Source organism: Streptacidiphilus cavernicola (assembly GCF_042510955.1).
In the GTDB taxonomy this organism is placed as follows: Bacteria; Actinomycetota; Actinomycetes; order Streptomycetales; family Streptomycetaceae; genus Streptacidiphilus; species Streptacidiphilus cavernicola.
The window spans coordinates 126,262-142,313 of the sequence record NZ_JBHFAB010000002.1; the positions used below are offsets into that span (position 1 = coordinate 126,262).

Below are 16,052 nucleotides of genomic sequence, written 5' to 3' on the forward strand. Positions count from 1 at the left end.
CGGTGGCTGACTCCTGCCACCGCGCCATTGGGACACATCGGGGAACTCCATGGGCGACGGCCCGAGCACCACACTGCTCGTTTGGGACGGCCAGGGCACCGCGGAGATCATGCTGGTCGGGGGTGTCGACCGGGCGACGGACCACGCGCTGGACGACGCCCTGGCGCAGCTGCTGGTCGACCCGCGGATCCGGCACATCGACATCGACGTCGCCCTGGTGGAGTCCTGCGACTTCGGCGGCCTGACCACCCTGCTCCGGGCGCACCACCTGGCGGCCAACTTCGGCGTCCCGCTCCAGCTGGCCCAGGCCGGACCCGGGCTGCGGCGCACCCTCAGCGCGATGGGCCTGTCCGAACTGCTGCTCAAGTCGCCCTGAGCGGGCACGGCGGCGGCTCACCGGTCAGACGGTGCGGATCAGACGGTGCGGACGCCGACCCCGGCCGCGGTCAGCGCGTCCAGCTCCTCCCCCGGCGCGGAGCCGTCGGTGACGACGGTGTGCAGGGCGTCGGCGGGAGCGACGAAGGCGAGCGCGGTGTGCGCGAGCTTGGCCCCCTCGGTCACCGCGATGACGCGGCGCGAGGACGCGATCGCGGCGCGCTTGACCGCGGCGTCCTCCAGGTCGTAGGCGGTCAGACCGTCCCGTGCGTTGAGCCCGCAGCAGCCGATGACCGCGGTGTCGAAGCGCAGCGCGGCGAGCGACGCCACGGTCAGCGGCCCGGTGAGGGCCAGCTCACCGGGCCGCGGCAGGCCACCGGGCACCAGCAGGGTCAGCTGCGGCGCCCCGATCAGCGCGTTGACGGCGTGCAGGGACAGCGGCATCACCGTCACCCGGCGACCCTTGATCGCACGGGCCACCTCCAGGCAGGTGGTGCCGCTGTCGAGGACGACGGCCTCGCCGTCGGCGAGCAGTCCCGCCACCTCTTCGGCGATCCGCCGCTTGGCCTGCGCGCCCTCCCCCGCGCGCAGCGCGAACGGCGGTTCCTCACCGCGCAGCAGCAGGCTTCTGGCCCCGCCGCGGTAGCGCTCCAGCACTCCCTGCTCGGCGAGCGCCTCCAGGTCGCGGCGGATGGTCATCTCCGAGGCTCCGGTGAGCGCCGCCAGTTCCGCGACGCCGATGCTGCCCGCCTCGCGCACCGCCTCGGCGATCCGGCCGAGTCTGCCCGTGCCCGTCGTGCCCGTCGTGCCCGTTGTCGCCATAGTGCGATTGAACACCATGTCTGTTCGCATCTCAATCTTTCGCACAGCTTTTCTGTGCGATATGTTCGATCCATGGAACGATCGCTGCGCGCCGGACGGCTGGCCACCTTCGGCTACTTCGCCCTCAACGGCTTCGTGCTGGGCATGTGGGTGGTCCACATCCCGGCGATCGAGCACCGTACCGGGGTCGGCACCGCCTCGTTCGGCTGGCTGCTGCTGGTGCTGGGCGGAGGGGCCTTCGCCGGGATGCAGCTCGCGGGCACGCTCACCGACCGCTACGGCGCCCGCCGGGTGGTGCCGGGCAGCGCGGCGCTGTGCAGCGCCGCCGTGGTCCTGCCGGGGCTGGCCACCCAGGCCTGGACGCTCGCCGGGGCGCTGCTCGCGCTGGGGATCGGCAACGGCTGCCTGGACGTCAGCATGAACGCCCACGCCGTCCAGGTCGAGCACGGCTACCGGCGACCGGTGATGTCCGCCTTCCACGCCACGTTCTCGATCGGCGGCGTCATCGCCGCACTGATCGGCGCCCGCACTCTGAGCTGGGATTGGAGCCCGGCCGCGACGCTGGGCGCGGTGGCGCTGCTCGGGATCGTCGCCGCCGCGGCCACCGCACCCGCGCTGCTGCGCCCCGATCCGCGCCACGAGCCCCACCCCGGTCCTGAGCCGCGTCCTGACGGAGCCTCAGCGGGGGGCGCCGGGGAGACTGCCCTCGCCGGGGCTCGGACCAGGCGTCCCACGACCAGGCGTCCCACGCCCCGGCGGATCTGGGCGCTCGCCGCCCTCGCCCTGATGGTCATGCTCTGCGAGGGCGTCGCCAACGACTGGAGCACGCTCCAACTGCACACCGTCCTGCACGCCTCCGACGCCACCTCGGCCTTCGGCTACGGGGCCTTCGCCGCGGCCATGACGGTGGGTCGGCTGTTCGCCGACCGGGTCGCCGCACGGCTGGGCCCGGTCGCGGTCCTGCGCCACGGCGCGGCCGTCGCGGCGGTCGGCCTGGCCTGCGCCGCGCTCTCCGCCACGGTCCCGCTCACGCTGGTCGGCTGGGCGGTCTTCGGGGCCGGACTCTCCGGCTGCGTCCCCCAGTTGTTCAGCGCCGCCGGGCACGCCGACCGGGAGGCCGCGGGCGCCAACGTCTCCCGCGTCGCCGGGCTCGGCTACCTCGGCATGCTGGCCGGCCCGGCGATCATCGGCGCACTCACCCGGCTGATCCCGCTCAACGTCGCGTTCCTGCTCCCCGTCGCCCTCTGCGCGGCCGTCGCCTGCGCGGCCGGAATCCTGAGTCCCCGGCCCGGCGCCGCGCCCGGCCCGGGAACCCCGCTGGAGCCGGCCGCGGCGCGGGCCCGGTGAGCACACCGGGCCCGCGCCGCCCCGCCGTTCAGGAGCGGGTCGCCGTGGCCCGGGTCAGCGCCCGCACCATCGCACTGGGGTCGTAGGCGTTCTGCCAGTGGTCGGTGACCCGTCCGTCGCGGAAGCGCCAGAGGCCGCAGAAGGGCATGGCGATGACCTGATCGCCGGGGCGGGCGTGGAAGACGCCCAGGACCGCGCCGAAGTGGTCGTTGGCGACCACGCTCTCGATGTCGGCGCGCAGGGTGCCCTCGGTGGCGCGGGCCAGCGCCTGTTCCTTGGCCGTGACCGCGGCCTTGCCGTGCAGGTCCGGAGCGCCCTCCGGGGTGTCCCGTTCGGCCGGGTGGTAGACGATGTCGTCGGCGGCGTACTCGGCGATGCGGGTCAGGTCCGCGTACAGGGTGCGCAGCAGTGCCGCGTTGGGGTGGGCGCTGTCCATGCTCTGTCTCCTCGTCTCCTCGGTGGTTGGCGGAAGGCCGACGGGGCCTCTCAGTGGGCCGCGACCGGCACGGGGCGCCACAGCGGGGCCGCGGCGGCGTCGACGGCGCGGGTGATCGCCGCCATGTCGTCGGCGCTCAGGTGCAGGTCGGCGGCCTTGAGGTTCTGTTCGAGGTGGTCGATCGAGGTGGTGCCGGGGATCAGCAGGGTGGCCGGCGACCGGTGCAGCAGCCAGGCCAGGGCCAGTTGGGAGGGGGTGGCGCCGTAGTCGGGGGCGATCCGGACCAGCGGTCCGTCCGGTCCGACCAGTCCGCCGTGGCCGAGCGGGAACCAAGGGATGAAGGCCACCGCGTGCTCCTCGGCGTGGCGCAGCACCTCCTCGTCGGTGCGGTCGCCGAGGTTGTAGAGGTTCTCGACGGCGGCGATGTCGGCGAAGGCACGGGCCTGGGTCAGCTGGTCGACGGTGACGCCGGGCTGGCCGGACAGGCCGATGTGGCGGATCTTTCCCTGCCGCTGAAGGTCCGTCAGCACACCGACCTGCTCAGCCAGCGGGACCGCGGGGTCGATGCTGTGGAGCTGGTAGAGGGGCAGGCAGTCCAGACCCAGGTTCATCAGGCTGACCTCGACCTGCTGGCGCAGGTAGGCGGGCCGCCCCAGCGGGACGATGTAGGGGTCGCCCTCGCGGGTCCAGTCGGTCGGACCGGAGCGCAGCATTCCGCCCTTGGTGGAGATGACCAGGTCCTCCGGGTACGGGTGCAGGGCGCGGCGGATCATCTGCTCGTTGGTGGCGGGGCCGTAGGAGTCGGCGGTGTCGATGAAGGTGACGCCCAGTTCGACGGCCCGGCGCAGCAGGGCGACGGCGCCCTCGGGGTCCGGGTACTCGCCCCACATGCCGGGGCCGGTCAGGTGCATGGCGCCGTAGCCCAGGCGGCCGACGGTCAGGTCGCCGCCCAGGGTGATGGTGGCGGGCACGGTCGGGTCAGTGGTGGTGTTCATGCGGCGATGTCCTCTCCCGTGGCGGTGGCGCGCGCGGCGCTGTGGTCGGTGGTCCAGCTGCCGAGGGTGATCTCGGCGGTGATGCCGGGGCCGAAGCCGGCGATCAGGCCGCGGGCTCCGTCCGGCACCGTGCCGGAGTCGTACTGGCGGCGCAGGGCGTCCAGGACGACCGCGGCGGAGATGTTGCCGTGCTCGGTCAGGGTGGCGCGGCTGTGGGCGAACATGTGCGGTGCGACACCCAGGAAGTGGGACAGGTCGTCCAGGATCCGCGGGCCGCCGGCGTGGATGACGTAGAAGTCCAGGTCGGCGGCGTCCCAGTGGTGCTCGGCCGCGACCTGGCACAGGGCCGGGGCGAGCTGCTCCATGGTGCCGGGGACGCGCCGGTCGAGCAGGAAGTGGAAGCCGGTGGCCTTGACCGCGTAGGCGATCCACTCCTCGGTGTCGGGGACCAGGTGCGCCCCGTTGTGCTCCAGGCTGACCCCGCTGCCGCCCTCCGAGCGCACCACGGCGGCGGCCACCGCGTCGCCGAACAGGCCGTTGCAGAGGAGGTTGCCCACCGTCAGGTCGGTGGGCTGGTAGCACAGCGAGCAGAACTCGCAGGCCACGATCAGGACGTTGGCTCCGGGGTGGGCCAGGCAGAAGTCATGGGCCCGGTTGATGGCCGCTCCGCCCGCGGCGCAGCCGAGTTGGGCGATCGGCAGCTGGCGGGTGTCGTACCGGAAGCCCAGCTTGTTGATCATCCAGGCGGTCAGCGAGGGCATCATGAAGCCGGTGCACGAGACGTAGATGATCGCGTCGATCTCGTCGGCGGCCGTCCGGCGCTGGCGAGCGCCTGGTCGATGACGGCCGGGAGGCGGTTCTTGGCCTCCATCGCGTACATCAGGTTGCGTTCCTCGAACCCGGGATGGCGCAGGGTGTCCTCGATCGGCTGCACCAGGTGCCGGGTGCGCACCCCGGTGTTGGTGATCAGGCGCAGCGCCAGGGGCAGTTCGCGGTGGTCGGCGTGCAGCCGCGCCGCGAGCTCCAGGGTGTCCTCCAGGGTGATGACGTGCTCGGGTACGGCCACAGCAGGACGGCACAGAACTGGCATCGTGAACCTTCCCTCGGATGTCGTCGTCGCCGGCAGGGCCCCGGACCGGGGCGGTGCCGCACAGTGGGGCGACGGAAGCGCCCCTCAGGCGGGCGAGGTACTCAGCAGGACGGCCGGGGCCGGACGGGCCGGGGCAGTCGCCGTCCACCACACTCGGCACCCGGTCCACCCCGCGCCACCCCGCGTGGGCCGAACGGATGACACGGCCGGCCGGGACCGGCCCGGCGGGGGCTGTCCGACCCGGACGACCGGGGTGAAGGTGCACGAACCATCCCGTTGTGCCAGCGTGTAGTGCCTGGCTGTACGCCGACGCCCGGTCCCCCGGACCCGGGCTGCCCGCCAGTCGGGGCCGGCTTCCCTGGCCCCGGCCCGAACCGGTTCCCTCCCAGCAGCGCATCACCTGATGCAGACGCCTCACCTGACGCAAACCTGACGCAAAGGGGTCCAGCGGTGCCCGAATCCGAACAGTTCCCCCCGCAGTCGTCCCCCGCCCCGCGGCCCTCCCACCCGGCGGCGGAGTGTGATCCCGCCCTGGCCGACCCCTCGGCCGCGGTCCGGGCCGAGGCCTTGGCCGCGGTCAAACTCCGGGTCCGCGAAGGGGATCCGGACGCCTCCCGGCGCCAGGGCGAGCGCGGAAAGCTGACCGTCCACCAGCGCCTGGACCTGCTCCTGGACAAGGGCTCCTTCCGGGAGATCCAGGCCCTGCGCCGGCACCAGGCCACCGGCTTCGGCCTGGAGCGGAACCGCCCCCGCACCGACGGCGTGGTCACCGGACGCGGCACCGTCGACGGCCGCACCGTCTACGTGTACGCCCACGACTTCCGGATCATGGGCGGCTCTCTGGGGGCCACCCACGCGGCGAAGATCCACAAGGTGATGGACCTGGCCGAGTCCGCCGGCGCCCCGCTGATCAGCCTCAACGACGGGGCCGGCGCCCGGATCCAGGAAGGGGTGGCCGCGCTCAACGGCTACGGCGGGATCTTCCGGCGCAATGTCCGCAGCTCGGGTGTGATCCCGCAGATCAGCGTGGTGCTGGGGCCCTGCGCGGGCGGGGCCGCCTACGCGCCGGCGCTGACCGACGCGGTCTTCATGGTCCGCGGGGTCGGCCAGATGTTCCTCACCGGACCCGACGTGGTCCAGGCCGTCACCGGCGAGCGGGTCTCGGTGGAGGACCTGGGCGGCGCGGACATGCACGGCACCGTCTCCGGTCTGGCCCAGTTCGTCCACGACGACGAGGCCGAGTCCCTGGCCGAGGTCCGCCGCCTGCTGTCCTTCCTCCCCTACAACAACCAGAGCCCGCCACCGGACTACCGCTGCCAGGACCCGGTGGACCGGCCCAACGACCGGCTGCTCGACCTGGTGCCCGCCGACCCCAACCGCAGCTACGACATGCTCCAGGTGATCGAGGAGATCGTCGACGACCAGGACTTCATGCAGGTCCACGAGACCTGGGCCCGCAACGTCCTGTGCGGACTGGCCCGGGTCGGCGGCCAGACCCTCGGCGTGGTCGCCAACCAGCCCGCCCACCTGGCCGGGGTGCTCGACATCCACGCCTCCGAGAAGGCCGCCCGCTTCGTGCGGCTGTGCGACGCGTTCGGCATCCCGCTGCTCACCCTGGTCGACGTCCCCGGCTTCCTGCCGGGCAGCGACCAGGAGCGCGGCGGCGTCATCCGCCACGGCGCCAAGCTGATGCACGCCTACTGCGCCGCCACCGTCCCGCGGATCCAGGTCATCGTCCGCAAGGCCTACGGCGGCGCCTACATCGTGATGGACTCACCCGCCATCGGCTGCGACCTGTCCTACGCCTGGCCGACCAACGAGATCGCGGTGATGGGTCCGCAGGCCGCCGCCGAGGTGATCTTCCGCCGCGACATCGCGGGCGCGGACGACCCGCCGGCCGCCCGCGCCGCGTACACCGAGCGCTACCGCGCCGAGCTCATGCACCCGCTGCACGCCGCCGAGCACGGCTACGTCGACGACGTTATCGACCCCCGCGACACCCGCCGCCTGCTGGCCGAGGCCCTCACCGACCTGCAGGCCAAGAACGCCCCCGCCGCCTACCGCAAGCACAGCATCTTCCCCCTGTGACGAGAGGCAGCCATGCCGACAGGAACCCGGAGCACCGACCGGCGCGACCGCATCGAACAGGAGTTGGTCGTCCTCACCCCGCAGGTCACCGCGGAGGAGCGGGAGGCCGTCGTCAGGGCCCTGCGGCTGCGGCTCGGCCGCCGACCGGAGCGGCCGGGTCCGCGCCGGGTCCGGCTGCCGGCCGGCACCACCGCGTTCCGGCCCCCGCGCGCCTGGACCAGCGCCGCCGACCGGCACCCGTGGTGAGCGCCGGACGGGAATTGTCAGGCAGGCCCTGTCACCCGTCACCACAAAGAGCCAGAACCCAGCACCTCATCAGTCGTCTAGGCCAGCAGGCCGCCGTCGACGGCCAGGATGTGGCCGGTGATGAACGAGGCGCCGTCGCCGGCCAGGAACAGGACGGCCGAGGCGATGTCCTCGGGGGTGCCGAGGCGGCCCAGCGGGGTGCGGGCCGCCTCGGCGTCCAGGACCTCGCGGGGGGAGGGGGAGAGCATCTCCGTCTCGACCAGGCCCGGGGCGACGGCGTTGACCCGGATGCCCTGCGGGCTCAGCTCCTCGGCCGCGCTGAGCGTCATCGCCGCGATGGCGCCCTTGCTCGCGGCGTAGGCCGCCATCCCGGGGACGCCGCGCGCGGCGACCAGCGAGGTCAGCAGCACGATCGAGCCGCTTCCGCGCGGAATCATGATCCGGGCCGCGCCCTGCAGCACGGCGAACGTCCCGAGCACATTGACCTCGACCACGGCGCGTACCTCCGCGGCCGGGATGCCGCCGAGCTGGCCGGTGCCCATGATCCCGGCGTTCGCCACCAGGATGTCGAGGTCCGGGTGCTGTTCGGCGACCCGGTCCAACAGCGCGTCGACGGAGCCGGGGTCGGCCAGGTCCAGCACCAGGCCGGTGGCGGGGACCCCGGACGCCGCTGTGACCGCCTCCGCCGCGGCCCGCGCGGCCCGCTCGTCCCGCCCGGTCAGCAGGACGCTCGCGCCGGCCTCGGCCAGTAGCTGCGCCGTCGCCCTGCCGATGCCGCGGGTGCCGCCGGTGACCAGCGCGGTACGCCCGTCCAACTCTTTGCGGGGCATGCGAGACCTGCCTTCCTGGGGTGGGTGCTGCCAGGAAAGCAGGTACGGGGCCCGGCCGTCATGCCTTACGTCTAATCAACTAGCAAGTGATAGAGGGCAGTTCGGAATCCGGAGGCCGTACGCCGAACCACTGCTCGGCGCCGTACTCCTCGAAGCGCTCCAGCTCGGTGAAGCCCAGCTTCGCGGCGACGCGCAGTGAGCGTTCGTTGGCGGTCTGGGCGCTGAGGACCACCGGCTCGCCGGGCCGTGCGCGGCCGAACCAGTCGAGCGCCGCCGCGCAGGCCTCGGCGGCGTAGCCGCGTCCCCACGCCTCCGGCAGGAACATGTAGCCGAGTTCGGCCTCCCCGGCGTCCGGGCGGACGTGGCCCGGACGTTCCGCGCCGCGCGGATCGAGGGTGATCAGGCCGATCATCGTTCCGTCGAGTTCGACCGCGAAGGAACCGGGGCGCCGCCCCGGCACTTCGGACATCGCGCGTTCGAGCTCGTCCCGCGGTCGGGAGCCGCCGATGTAGGTGCCCACCTCCGGCGAGGCGAACAGCTCGACGTAGACCGGGCGGTCCCGGGCCTCGGACTCGCGGAGCAGCAGCCGCTCGGTCCGGATCGGGGCAGGCGGCCAGGCGACGGCGGGCACAGCAGTGGTGAGGTCATCCGACATGCGAAGAACGGCTCCGGTCCTCTCGACGGGCGACGGCTTCTGGCGTCGCCACACAGACCCTGACGCGCTCCGACCAGCTGCCAGTTGCACCCAGGATCCACCGAGTCGGGCCGGGCCGGGGAACGAGGACGTGCCCGGTGGTCGCCGTCGGCCACCGGGCACGTCCGTTCGCGGAGCGGGGAGGTCAGCCCTTGGCCGCTATGGCCTGGAGCTGGGTGTAGGCGCCGTTGAAGACGTCCTGGTCACCGGGCTGCGAACCGGAGTCCGCGTACTGCCAGAACGTGTAGTAGCCCCAGCCGCTCGGCAGCGTGCCGCCGCCGCTGGCCGAGTAGTTGGCGATCCACAGCGGGTCGTAGGCAGCGAAGCCGCTGTTGTTGCCGGTGCAGGTGGACCACCAGTTCGTGGTGGTGTAGATCACCGGGTACGCGTGCTCCCTGGCCGCGTACTCGTTGACGAAGCTCCAGATCCAGCTGACCATCGAGGCCTGCGACAGGCCGTAGCACTCCGCGCCGTACGGGTTGTACTCGATGTCCAGCGCGCCCGGCAGGGTCTTGCCGTCGCCCGACCAGCCGCCGCCGTGGGCGATGAAGTAGTCGGCCTGGACCGAGCCGGAGGAGTTGTTCGGGATCGCGAAGTGGTACGAGCCGCGGATCACCCCGGCGTTGTACGGGCCGTTGTACTGGTTGGTGAAGTCGGGGTTGGTGTTGTACGTCCCCTCGCTCGCCTTGGCGTAGGAGAAGTCGATGTGCGGGGCGACCGCGGTCCAGTTGATGTTGCCCTGGTAGGAGCTGACGTCGATGCCGGGCAGCTGCGGCACCGCCGCGGGGGTGACGGCCGCGGGGGCGAGGGACGTCTCGTGGGCCGCGACGGTCGAGCCCATGGAGTCGAGCCCGGGGTGGGTGATCGCCTCCGGGTGGACCGGGGTGTTCGGGCGGTAGTTGCTGACCGCCACCATCTGGCCGTTCATGGCGCGCGCGTAGCTCGGCGTGCCGGTGGTGGACGGGGTCGGGGCGGCGGACGCGGTGCCCGCCGAGAGGGCGGACAGGGCTAACGCGGCGACGGTGATCGACGCGGCGGCGAACGAGGTGCGCAGGCCGGGGCGAACGGTGGTGTCCATGGGGTCCTCACCTGTGGGTCGGGGTGCGGCGGCCCGGGGCGTCCGGGCCGCCGCCCGGCGGATGAGCACAACAACGGTGGTGGTGCGGGTAGAACGGGTGGTGCGGGTGACGCCGGCAGTACGGGTAACGCCGGTGGAACAGGTGGTGCCGGTGGTGCCAGGGGCTGCCGCCCGGCTTCAGCTCGCGGTGCCCAGGCAGGTGTGGCCCGGGTAGGCGAGCGTCGGCAGGGTGGCCCCGCTGGGCAGCGCGCCGTGCACGGCGAAGTACGCCATGTCGTCGGCGACCTGCGGGGTCTGTGCGGCGGTGGCCGCCTCACCGACCAGGAACAGGTTGGTGAGAGGGAGGTTCAACGGCCGCTCGACGTTGTAGAAGGGCGTGGAGCCCGGGTCGTCCTGGGACGGGTTGGCCCAGCCGCAGGGGTTGTCGTAGAGAGCGCTGTTCGCCGCCGCGCCGATCGCGATCACCAGGTAGTTCCCGCTGAGCGTGGCCGCCCAGGCGGTGTTGAAGTCCGTGGTGGTCTGACTGGCCGGCAGCCCGGCGAAGGCCGCCGCCGCGAGCGCGGTGGCGTCGTCGGCGGGGGTGGCCGCGTACAGCAGCACGGTGCCGGGGTAGGCCGTCGGCGTGTTCGGCAGCTCGCCGGTGGTCCAGGCGGCGCCGGGGGCGGTGGCGGTGTCGACGTTCCGGGCCGCGCCGTCCGCGGTGAACACCTGCTCGGGCTGGCCGGGCACGGTGTTCGAGCTGACGCCGGTGATCGCGTCGGCGCTGCCGGGGAGCGTCGAGGCCTGCCAGGAGGTGCCGTCCCACACGGTGACGCCGGGGGCGCCGGAGGCGGTCGGGTAGAAGACCTCGTCCCGCACCGCGCCGGTGGCGGAGAGCACATTGGTCGCGGTGAGGCCGCCGCCCGCGGCGACCGCGCCCGGGATCTCGGCGACCTTGAACGCGCCCGGGGCCTTGGCACTGGCCACGGCGAGCTTCCCGGCGGCGTCGGTGAAGAACACGTCGACGCCGGAGTCCGTGGTGGCGGCCGAGAGCTGACTGCCCGCCAGCACCCCGAGCTTGTTCGGGACCGGTATCGACGTCCAGCCGCCGCCGGGGTTCATCACCGCGGTCAGCTTGCCCGAGTGGTCGAGCGAGAACGCGTACTCGACCGCCAGCGGGCTGCCGGAGACCGCGGTGGCCAGCGAGCCGGGGGTGGCCGTGGCCGGTGCGGGCAGCGCCGCGGTGGACCAGGCTCCGCCCGACTCCGTGCTGGCGTTCAGCCTGCCGGAGGCGTCGAAGAAGAACACCGACGGGGTGACGTCCAGCGCCGGGGAGAGCCCGGAGACCGGGTCGGCGGCGAGCGCCGCGACGGCGCTGTGCGCGGCGGGCGTGCCCGGCAGCGCGGCGGAGGTCCAGCCGCCGTCGGCGCCGATCGAGGTCTCGCCGAGCGTGCCGCCCGCGGTCCGGTAGTAGGCGTGCGGGACGGTGGCGTAGCCGGAGTCGCCGTCCGAGTAGGTCAGCCCGGTCAGCCCGGAGCCGTCGGCGAGCTGCCCCGGCTCGGTCTGCTGCAGCCAGGCCGCGCCGTCCCAGCTGTCCACGGCGAGGGTGCCGCCGCTGCCCGGGGCGAACGCGTACTGCATCACCGGCTCGGTGGTGTACCAGACCGAGTTGTTCGGCGCCGAGGAGACCGTGGACGAGGGCGCGCTGACGCCGATGTTCCAGGTCTTGGTGGTGACCGTGCCGAAGTTCGAGGTGGCGCTCATCGTCACCGTGTACATCCCGGCGCGCTGGAAGACGTGGCCGGCCTTCTGTCCGGTGACGTTGTTGTTCCGGCCGTCGTTGAAGGTCCAGTAGTACTGGCTGATCGAGCCGCCCGGCTCGGCGGCGACGGCGGAGAGGTTCACCGTGGTGCCGGCCACTGCGGTGGTCGGGGCGACCACCGTCGCGGTCGGGTTCGGCTTCTGGGCCGCGGTCGGCGGGGTGACCAGCACCCACTGCTCCCCGGCGCCCCAGGTCGCCCCGGCCCACGGGGTCAGGTCGAGATTCTGGTCGTACTCGACAGTGATGCCGGCCGAGCCGAGGAAGTCGCCGTTCACCATGTTCACCGTGCCGTCGGCGTTGACCGAGGTCACCAGGCCGACGTGGTCGGCGTACCTGGTGGCGGTGACCGCGCCGGGCGAGTAGAACAGCACCGCGTCGCCGGGGGCGGGGGTGCCGGAGTCGGCGACCGGGGTCTGCCCGTTGTCCAGCGCCCAGGTGTAGAAGGAGCTGGCGCCCGCGTTCAGGGTGTTCATGTCGGCGGTGACCCCGGCCTGGGCCCAGGCCCACTTGGCGAAGTCGGAGCACCACTCCTCGTTCTGGTTCTCCACCTTGTGCGTGGCGTCGGGGCCGCAGCCGTCGGCGTTCGGCGAGAAGGCGGCGTCGAGGGTGCTGAACGGGTCGCAGTCCACGCCGTTGAAGCTGGTCTCGGCGGGGGTGGTGGCCAGGCCGACCTGGCCGAGCGCGATGCTGGCGACCTTCGCGCCGAGGCTGGCGGAGGCTGCGGCACCGGCGGCACCGGAGTCGGCACCGGACCCGGCAGCGGTCTTGGCCGCGCGCGTGGCGGCGCTCGTAGCGGCGGACGCGGCGGCGGCCTTGACCGCGGCCGACGGGCGGGCCGCGGACGCGGCGCAGTCCACCGCGGCGCCGGTCAGACCGAGCGCGGTCTTCACCGCGGCGGGCACGGCGGCGGCGCAGGACGCCTCGGTCGGGGTGGGGATCAGTTTCCAGTCGCCGCCGCGGACCCTCTGGAACAGTCCTTGTCCGGCGCCGTCCTGGAAGTTGACGGTCAGTCGGCTCCCGGCGCTCGCCGAGGGGAGGAAGCGGGCCAGGGCCCACTGGGTCCCGGTCGCGGCGTCCGTGGCGACCTGCTCGGCGCCGCGCGGGGCGCCCACGGCGCTCTGCGGGATGTGCCGGCCCTCGGCGTAGGCCTGGGCCAGGGCGGCGCGGTCGGCGGCGCTCGCGGTGCCGGCCGTGACGGTGTGCGGCGCAGTTGCCGCGGCGGCCTGGGCCGGCGGCAGCGCGCCGAGGCCGAGCAGGGCCGCGGCGCAGAGGCTGCCCGCGACCGCGAGGCGGGTTCCGTGCTCACGTTGCGGGGGCGCTGCTGAGTGTGATCGGGCCACGTGTCCCTCCGGGTGAGAGTTGCTTTTTGCCGAAACCGGTCTCCGAGAGCCGGGATCCGGCCGAGCCGCGCGCGCTTGAGGAGAGCATGGCGAAGCCGATGTTAAAAAGCAATACGGGCTGAGCTACTTCGGTAACTTTCCTTCAACCCCGTTCCCCCTAGGCTTGCCGGGTGACCCGAACGACCGAGAACGGCCTCCCCCTGGCGGTGTTCGACCTGGACGGAACGCTGGCCGAGACCGCCCACCGGCAGTACTTCCTGGAGCGGCAGCCCCGGGACTGGAACGGCTTCTTCGCCGCGGCGCGGCAGGACCCGCCGTTGCCCGAGGGCGTGCGGCTGGCCCTGGAGGCCGCCGCCACCTGCGAGGTCGTCTACCTCACCGGCCGTCCGGAGCGCTGCCGCCGGGACACCCTGGCCTGGCTGCTCCAGCACGGCCTGCCGCAGGGGCGCCTGCTGATGCGCGGCGACGACGACCGCCGCCCGGCCCGGACCACCAAGCTGGAGGCACTGCGCGGCCTCGGCCGGAACCGGGAGGTCCGGATGCTCGTGGACGACGACGCACTGGTCTGCGACGCGGCCCGGCGCGCGGGCTTCCGGGTCGTCCGCGCGCACTGGGCCAGCACCTACGGCTCGGAGTCGACCGCCCTGCGGGACGCCCAGCATCGCGAGGGCAGAACCTGACGCCGCTTCACGCCGCGGCCGCGGGCTCAGTCGGCCATCGCCCGGCGCAAGGCGCACCCGGCTTCCGCTCGACCAGGTCGGCGGCCTGGTCTGCCCGGCCGCCGGGCCGCCGAGCTGCTCCACCCCCACCACAGCAGCATCGCCCGCCCACTCGAACGGATCGGCACGACCTGGGCATCGACCTCACCCCGGCCCGCCGGACCGATGCGGGCCGGGCTCGCCCTCGCCGCGCGGCGGCTGCCCGACGGCTGAGCCTGCTTTCGACGCCGAAATCCGGGCCCGCAAAGGGCTCTTTTGATTTCCGCCGGAATTCACTGAGACCCAGGTCACGGCCCCTTTGTGGTGTGCCGCACGTTACCGGGGGTATTTCTTGCCTCTTTTGTGTGGACCGTGTGACGGTTCACGAAGCAGGCAGACAGAGAACCTGCAGGGAGCTCGCCGAACGGCGCGCGGAGCGGCCTACCGACTCCGTTGAAAAGCTCCCCTGCTCGGTCGGGCCGGTCCCGAAGGCCACCGGGCGTGCGACCCCGTAGAAGCGATGCCCCTAGGGCGACCGCTGGGTCCAGTGCGTCCACGGCCTGGGGCAGATCCCTCGACATTGGAATTACATGAGCTTCCGTACCCACCCGTCCTACGTCCGTCTCAACGAGCGCCTTTCCGCGGTGCGCCTCAACAAGCGCATCACCGCCGGCATCGGTGCCGCCCTGGTCCTCACGGGCGCCGCCACCGGTACCGCCGTCGCCCTCACCGGCGGCTCGGACTCGACCCCCACCGCCGCCGCCTCCTCCTCGGTGAGCGCCCAGGCCGACGCCCGCGCCTCCAGCGACGCCGCGAGCCGCTCCGAGCAGCGGACGGCCCTGGACGCCCAGGCCGCCGCGAAGGCCGCGGCGGACGCCAAGGCGAAGGCCGCCGCCGCTGCCGCCCAGGCCAAGGCACAGGCCGAGGCCAAGGCCCAGGCCGCCGCGAAGGCCGCCGCCGACGCCAAGGCGAAGGCCGCTGCTGCCGCCGCCCAGGCCAAGGCACAGGCCGAGGCCAAGGCGAAGGCCCAGGCCGCCGCCCAGGCCCAGGCCGCCGCCCAGGCGAAGGCCCAGGCCGAGGCGAAGGCAAAGGCCGCCGCAGCCGCGGCTGCCGCCGCCAAGGCGCGCGCCGCCGCCGCGACCCCGACCTACGCCAACAACCTGGACGGCTGGATCGCCCAGGCCCGCGCGGTGCTGGCCGCCCACGGCGACAAGGTCCCGTCCGCGGACGCGATCCGGGCCCGTGCGATGACGGAGTCCTCGGGCAACCCCAACGCCGAGAACCACTGGGACTCCAACCAGGCCCTGTACGGCGGCACCTACGGTCTGCTGCAGACCATCGAGCCGACCTTCCAGACCTACTCGCTGCCGGGCCACAAGAACATCATGAACCCGGTGGACTCGATCATCGCCGGTGTCCGCTACGCGAACGCCACCTACGGCGACTTCACCAACATCGCCTACACCAAGTCCGGTTACTGAGCCCGGCTGCTGTAGCCAGCGCCAGGTCCCCGCACTTCCGCGCGTGCCCGCCGACGTCGAACCCGACGTCGGCGGGCATGTCGCGTTGTCCGGCCCGGCGGGGCTCACCCCTCGGCGCGGGCCGCCGCCTGACGCTCCAGCAGGACCGCCGCGGTGCGCCGGCACCAGTCCCGGTTGGCCCGTTCGAAGTCCAGGCCGCGCCGACAGGTCAGATAGGGCCCGATCCGCGCGCCGCGCAGCAGGAACTCCTCCTCGCCGCGGTCGCCGCGCATCCCGCGCAGCAGCGCGCCGAACAGTTCGACCTTGGCCTCGGCGAAGGCGGCCCGCTCGGTGAGCTGCGCGACCACGACCCCGGGGTCGAGGTGGTCGGCGGCCTGGACCGCGACGAGCAGGTCGTCGCGGATGAACGAGGGCTTGGCGGCCGTCGCCGCGAACCGCTGCAACTCGGCCAGACCGGCGTCGGTGACCTGGAACAGGCGCTTGTTGGGCCGGGTGTCCTGGACCACCTCGCGTCCGGCGACCAGCCCCTCCTTCTCCAGCTTGGCCAGCTCGGCGTAGAGCTGCTGCGGCAGCGCGTGCCAGAAGTTCGCCACCCCCAGGTCGAACGCCTTGGCCAGCTGGTAGCCGCTCAGCTCCTCGTCCAGCAGCGCCGCCAGTACGGCGTGGCGCAAAGCCATCGGAACACCTCCCCGCTCTGTTCACGGACCCTGCCGCCATGATAGTCATGAAAC

The 16,052-nt window shown here is 73.1% G+C and carries 14 protein-coding genes and 1 pseudogene; 6 read left to right on the forward strand and 9 right to left on the reverse strand.

Going from position 1 to position 16,052, the window contains the following annotated elements:
• Positions 1-49 precede the first annotated feature (49 nt).
• Positions 50-376, forward strand: coding sequence for an STAS domain-containing protein (locus ACEZDE_RS02715; protein ID WP_380531499.1), 327 nt, complete (start codon positions 50-52; stop codon positions 374-376).
• Positions 377-414: 38 nt separating this feature from the next.
• Here ACEZDE_RS02715 and ACEZDE_RS02720 read toward each other — a convergent pair whose 3' ends face one another.
• Positions 415-1,197, reverse strand: coding sequence for a DeoR/GlpR family DNA-binding transcription regulator (locus ACEZDE_RS02720; protein WP_380531502.1), 783 nt, complete (start codon positions 1,195-1,197; stop codon positions 415-417).
• Between the two features lie 72 nt (positions 1,198-1,269).
• Between ACEZDE_RS02720 and ACEZDE_RS02725 the strand changes: the two genes are divergently transcribed.
• Complete coding sequence (locus tag ACEZDE_RS02725) at positions 1,270-2,544, forward strand: MFS transporter (protein WP_380531505.1); 1,275 nt, start codon at positions 1,270-1,272, stop codon at positions 2,542-2,544.
• A 28-nt stretch (positions 2,545-2,572) separates the two neighbouring features.
• On the opposite strand, the gene ACEZDE_RS02730 is transcribed toward ACEZDE_RS02725, so the two are convergent.
• The 3 genes and pseudogenes from ACEZDE_RS02730 to ACEZDE_RS02740 all read right to left on the reverse strand — a co-directional run bounded on the left by ACEZDE_RS02730 (position 2,573) and on the right by ACEZDE_RS02740 (position 5,065).
• Entirely contained in the window at positions 2,573-2,980 is a 408-nt protein-coding gene (locus ACEZDE_RS02730; protein WP_380531507.1) for a nuclear transport factor 2 family protein, read from the reverse strand.
• A gap of 50 nt (positions 2,981-3,030) precedes the next feature.
• A complete protein-coding gene (locus tag ACEZDE_RS02735) occupies positions 3,031-3,975 on the reverse strand; it encodes an aldo/keto reductase (protein ID WP_380531509.1) in 945 nt (314 codons plus the stop codon).
• Positions 3,972-5,065: pseudogene (locus ACEZDE_RS02740) on the reverse strand (type III polyketide synthase). The gene ACEZDE_RS02735 and the pseudogene ACEZDE_RS02740 overlap by 4 nt, the downstream one beginning before the upstream one ends.
• A gap of 531 nt (positions 5,066-5,596) precedes the next feature.
• On the opposite strand from ACEZDE_RS02740, the gene ACEZDE_RS02745 reads away from it, so the two are divergent.
• Together ACEZDE_RS02745 and ACEZDE_RS02750 are read left to right on the forward strand one after the other, a co-directional pair.
• Positions 5,597-7,153 (forward strand): acyl-CoA carboxylase subunit beta, encoded by a 1,557-nt coding sequence (locus ACEZDE_RS02745; protein ID WP_380532324.1) that lies wholly within the window; start codon positions 5,597-5,599, stop codon positions 7,151-7,153.
• Between the two features lie 12 nt (positions 7,154-7,165).
• Positions 7,166-7,399 carry a hypothetical protein gene (locus tag ACEZDE_RS02750; protein ID WP_380531512.1) on the forward strand — a complete coding sequence of 78 codons (234 nt, stop codon included), beginning with the start codon at positions 7,166-7,168 and terminating at the stop codon, positions 7,397-7,399.
• A gap of 77 nt (positions 7,400-7,476) precedes the next feature.
• On the opposite strand, the gene ACEZDE_RS02755 is transcribed toward ACEZDE_RS02750, so the two are convergent.
• The 4 genes from ACEZDE_RS02755 to ACEZDE_RS02770 form a co-directional block, all read right to left on the reverse strand.
• On the reverse strand, positions 7,477-8,229 hold the full coding sequence (locus ACEZDE_RS02755) for an SDR family NAD(P)-dependent oxidoreductase (RefSeq protein WP_380531515.1): 753 nt from the start codon (positions 8,227-8,229) through the stop codon (positions 7,477-7,479).
• Between the two features lie 79 nt (positions 8,230-8,308).
• Positions 8,309-8,884, reverse strand: coding sequence for a GNAT family N-acetyltransferase (locus ACEZDE_RS02760; protein ID WP_380531518.1), 576 nt, complete (start codon positions 8,882-8,884; stop codon positions 8,309-8,311).
• 184 nt (positions 8,885-9,068) lie between these two features.
• On the reverse strand, positions 9,069-10,001 hold the full coding sequence (locus ACEZDE_RS02765; protein ID WP_380531521.1) for a GH25 family lysozyme: 933 nt from the start codon (positions 9,999-10,001) through the stop codon (positions 9,069-9,071).
• Positions 10,002-10,178: 177 nt separating this feature from the next.
• Positions 10,179-13,142, reverse strand: a complete 2,964-nt coding sequence (locus ACEZDE_RS02770; RefSeq protein WP_380531523.1) for a PKD domain-containing protein — start codon at positions 13,140-13,142, stop codon at positions 10,179-10,181.
• 170 nt (positions 13,143-13,312) lie between these two features.
• Between ACEZDE_RS02770 and ACEZDE_RS02775 the strand changes: the two genes are divergently transcribed.
• Together ACEZDE_RS02775 and ACEZDE_RS02780 are read left to right on the forward strand one after the other, a co-directional pair.
• Complete coding sequence (locus ACEZDE_RS02775) at positions 13,313-13,822, forward strand: phosphatase domain-containing protein (protein WP_380531526.1); 510 nt, start codon at positions 13,313-13,315, stop codon at positions 13,820-13,822.
• 608 nt (positions 13,823-14,430) lie between these two features.
• The gene (locus ACEZDE_RS02780) at positions 14,431-15,321 is read left to right on the forward strand and encodes a lytic transglycosylase (RefSeq protein WP_380531528.1); all 891 of its coding nucleotides are present in this window, start codon (positions 14,431-14,433) and stop codon (positions 15,319-15,321) included.
• Positions 15,322-15,425: 104 nt separating this feature from the next.
• On the opposite strand, the gene ACEZDE_RS02785 is transcribed toward ACEZDE_RS02780, so the two are convergent.
• Positions 15,426-15,998 carry a PadR family transcriptional regulator gene (locus tag ACEZDE_RS02785; protein WP_380531531.1) on the reverse strand — a complete coding sequence of 191 codons (573 nt, stop codon included), beginning with the start codon at positions 15,996-15,998 and terminating at the stop codon, positions 15,426-15,428.
• Positions 15,999-16,052 lie beyond the last annotated feature (54 nt).

Excerpts from the sequence above, each read along its gene's own strand:
- ACEZDE_RS02725 (WP_380531505.1), top strand. The coding sequence starts at position 1,270 with ATGGAACGATCGCTGCGCGCCGGACGGCTGGCCACCTTCGGCTACTTC.
- ACEZDE_RS02720 (WP_380531502.1), bottom strand. The coding sequence starts at position 1,197 with ATGGCGACAACGGGCACGACGGGCACGACGGGCACGGGCAGACTCGGC.
- ACEZDE_RS02780 (WP_380531528.1), top strand. The coding sequence starts at position 14,431 with ATGAGCTTCCGTACCCACCCGTCCTACGTCCGTCTCAACGAGCGCCTT.
- ACEZDE_RS02750 (WP_380531512.1), top strand. The coding sequence starts at position 7,166 with ATGCCGACAGGAACCCGGAGCACCGACCGGCGCGACCGCATCGAACAG.
- ACEZDE_RS02760 (WP_380531518.1), bottom strand. The coding sequence starts at position 8,884 with ATGTCGGATGACCTCACCACTGCTGTGCCCGCCGTCGCCTGGCCGCCT.
- ACEZDE_RS02785 (WP_380531531.1), bottom strand. The coding sequence starts at position 15,998 with ATGGCTTTGCGCCACGCCGTACTGGCGGCGCTGCTGGACGAGGAGCTG.
- ACEZDE_RS02730 (WP_380531507.1), bottom strand. The coding sequence starts at position 2,980 with ATGGACAGCGCCCACCCCAACGCGGCACTGCTGCGCACCCTGTACGCG.
- ACEZDE_RS02765 (WP_380531521.1), bottom strand. The coding sequence starts at position 10,001 with ATGGACACCACCGTTCGCCCCGGCCTGCGCACCTCGTTCGCCGCCGCG.
- ACEZDE_RS02755 (WP_380531515.1), bottom strand. The coding sequence starts at position 8,229 with ATGCCCCGCAAAGAGTTGGACGGGCGTACCGCGCTGGTCACCGGCGGC.
- ACEZDE_RS02715 (WP_380531499.1), top strand. The coding sequence starts at position 50 with ATGGGCGACGGCCCGAGCACCACACTGCTCGTTTGGGACGGCCAGGGC.
- ACEZDE_RS02735 (WP_380531509.1), bottom strand. The coding sequence starts at position 3,975 with ATGAACACCACCACTGACCCGACCGTGCCCGCCACCATCACCCTGGGC.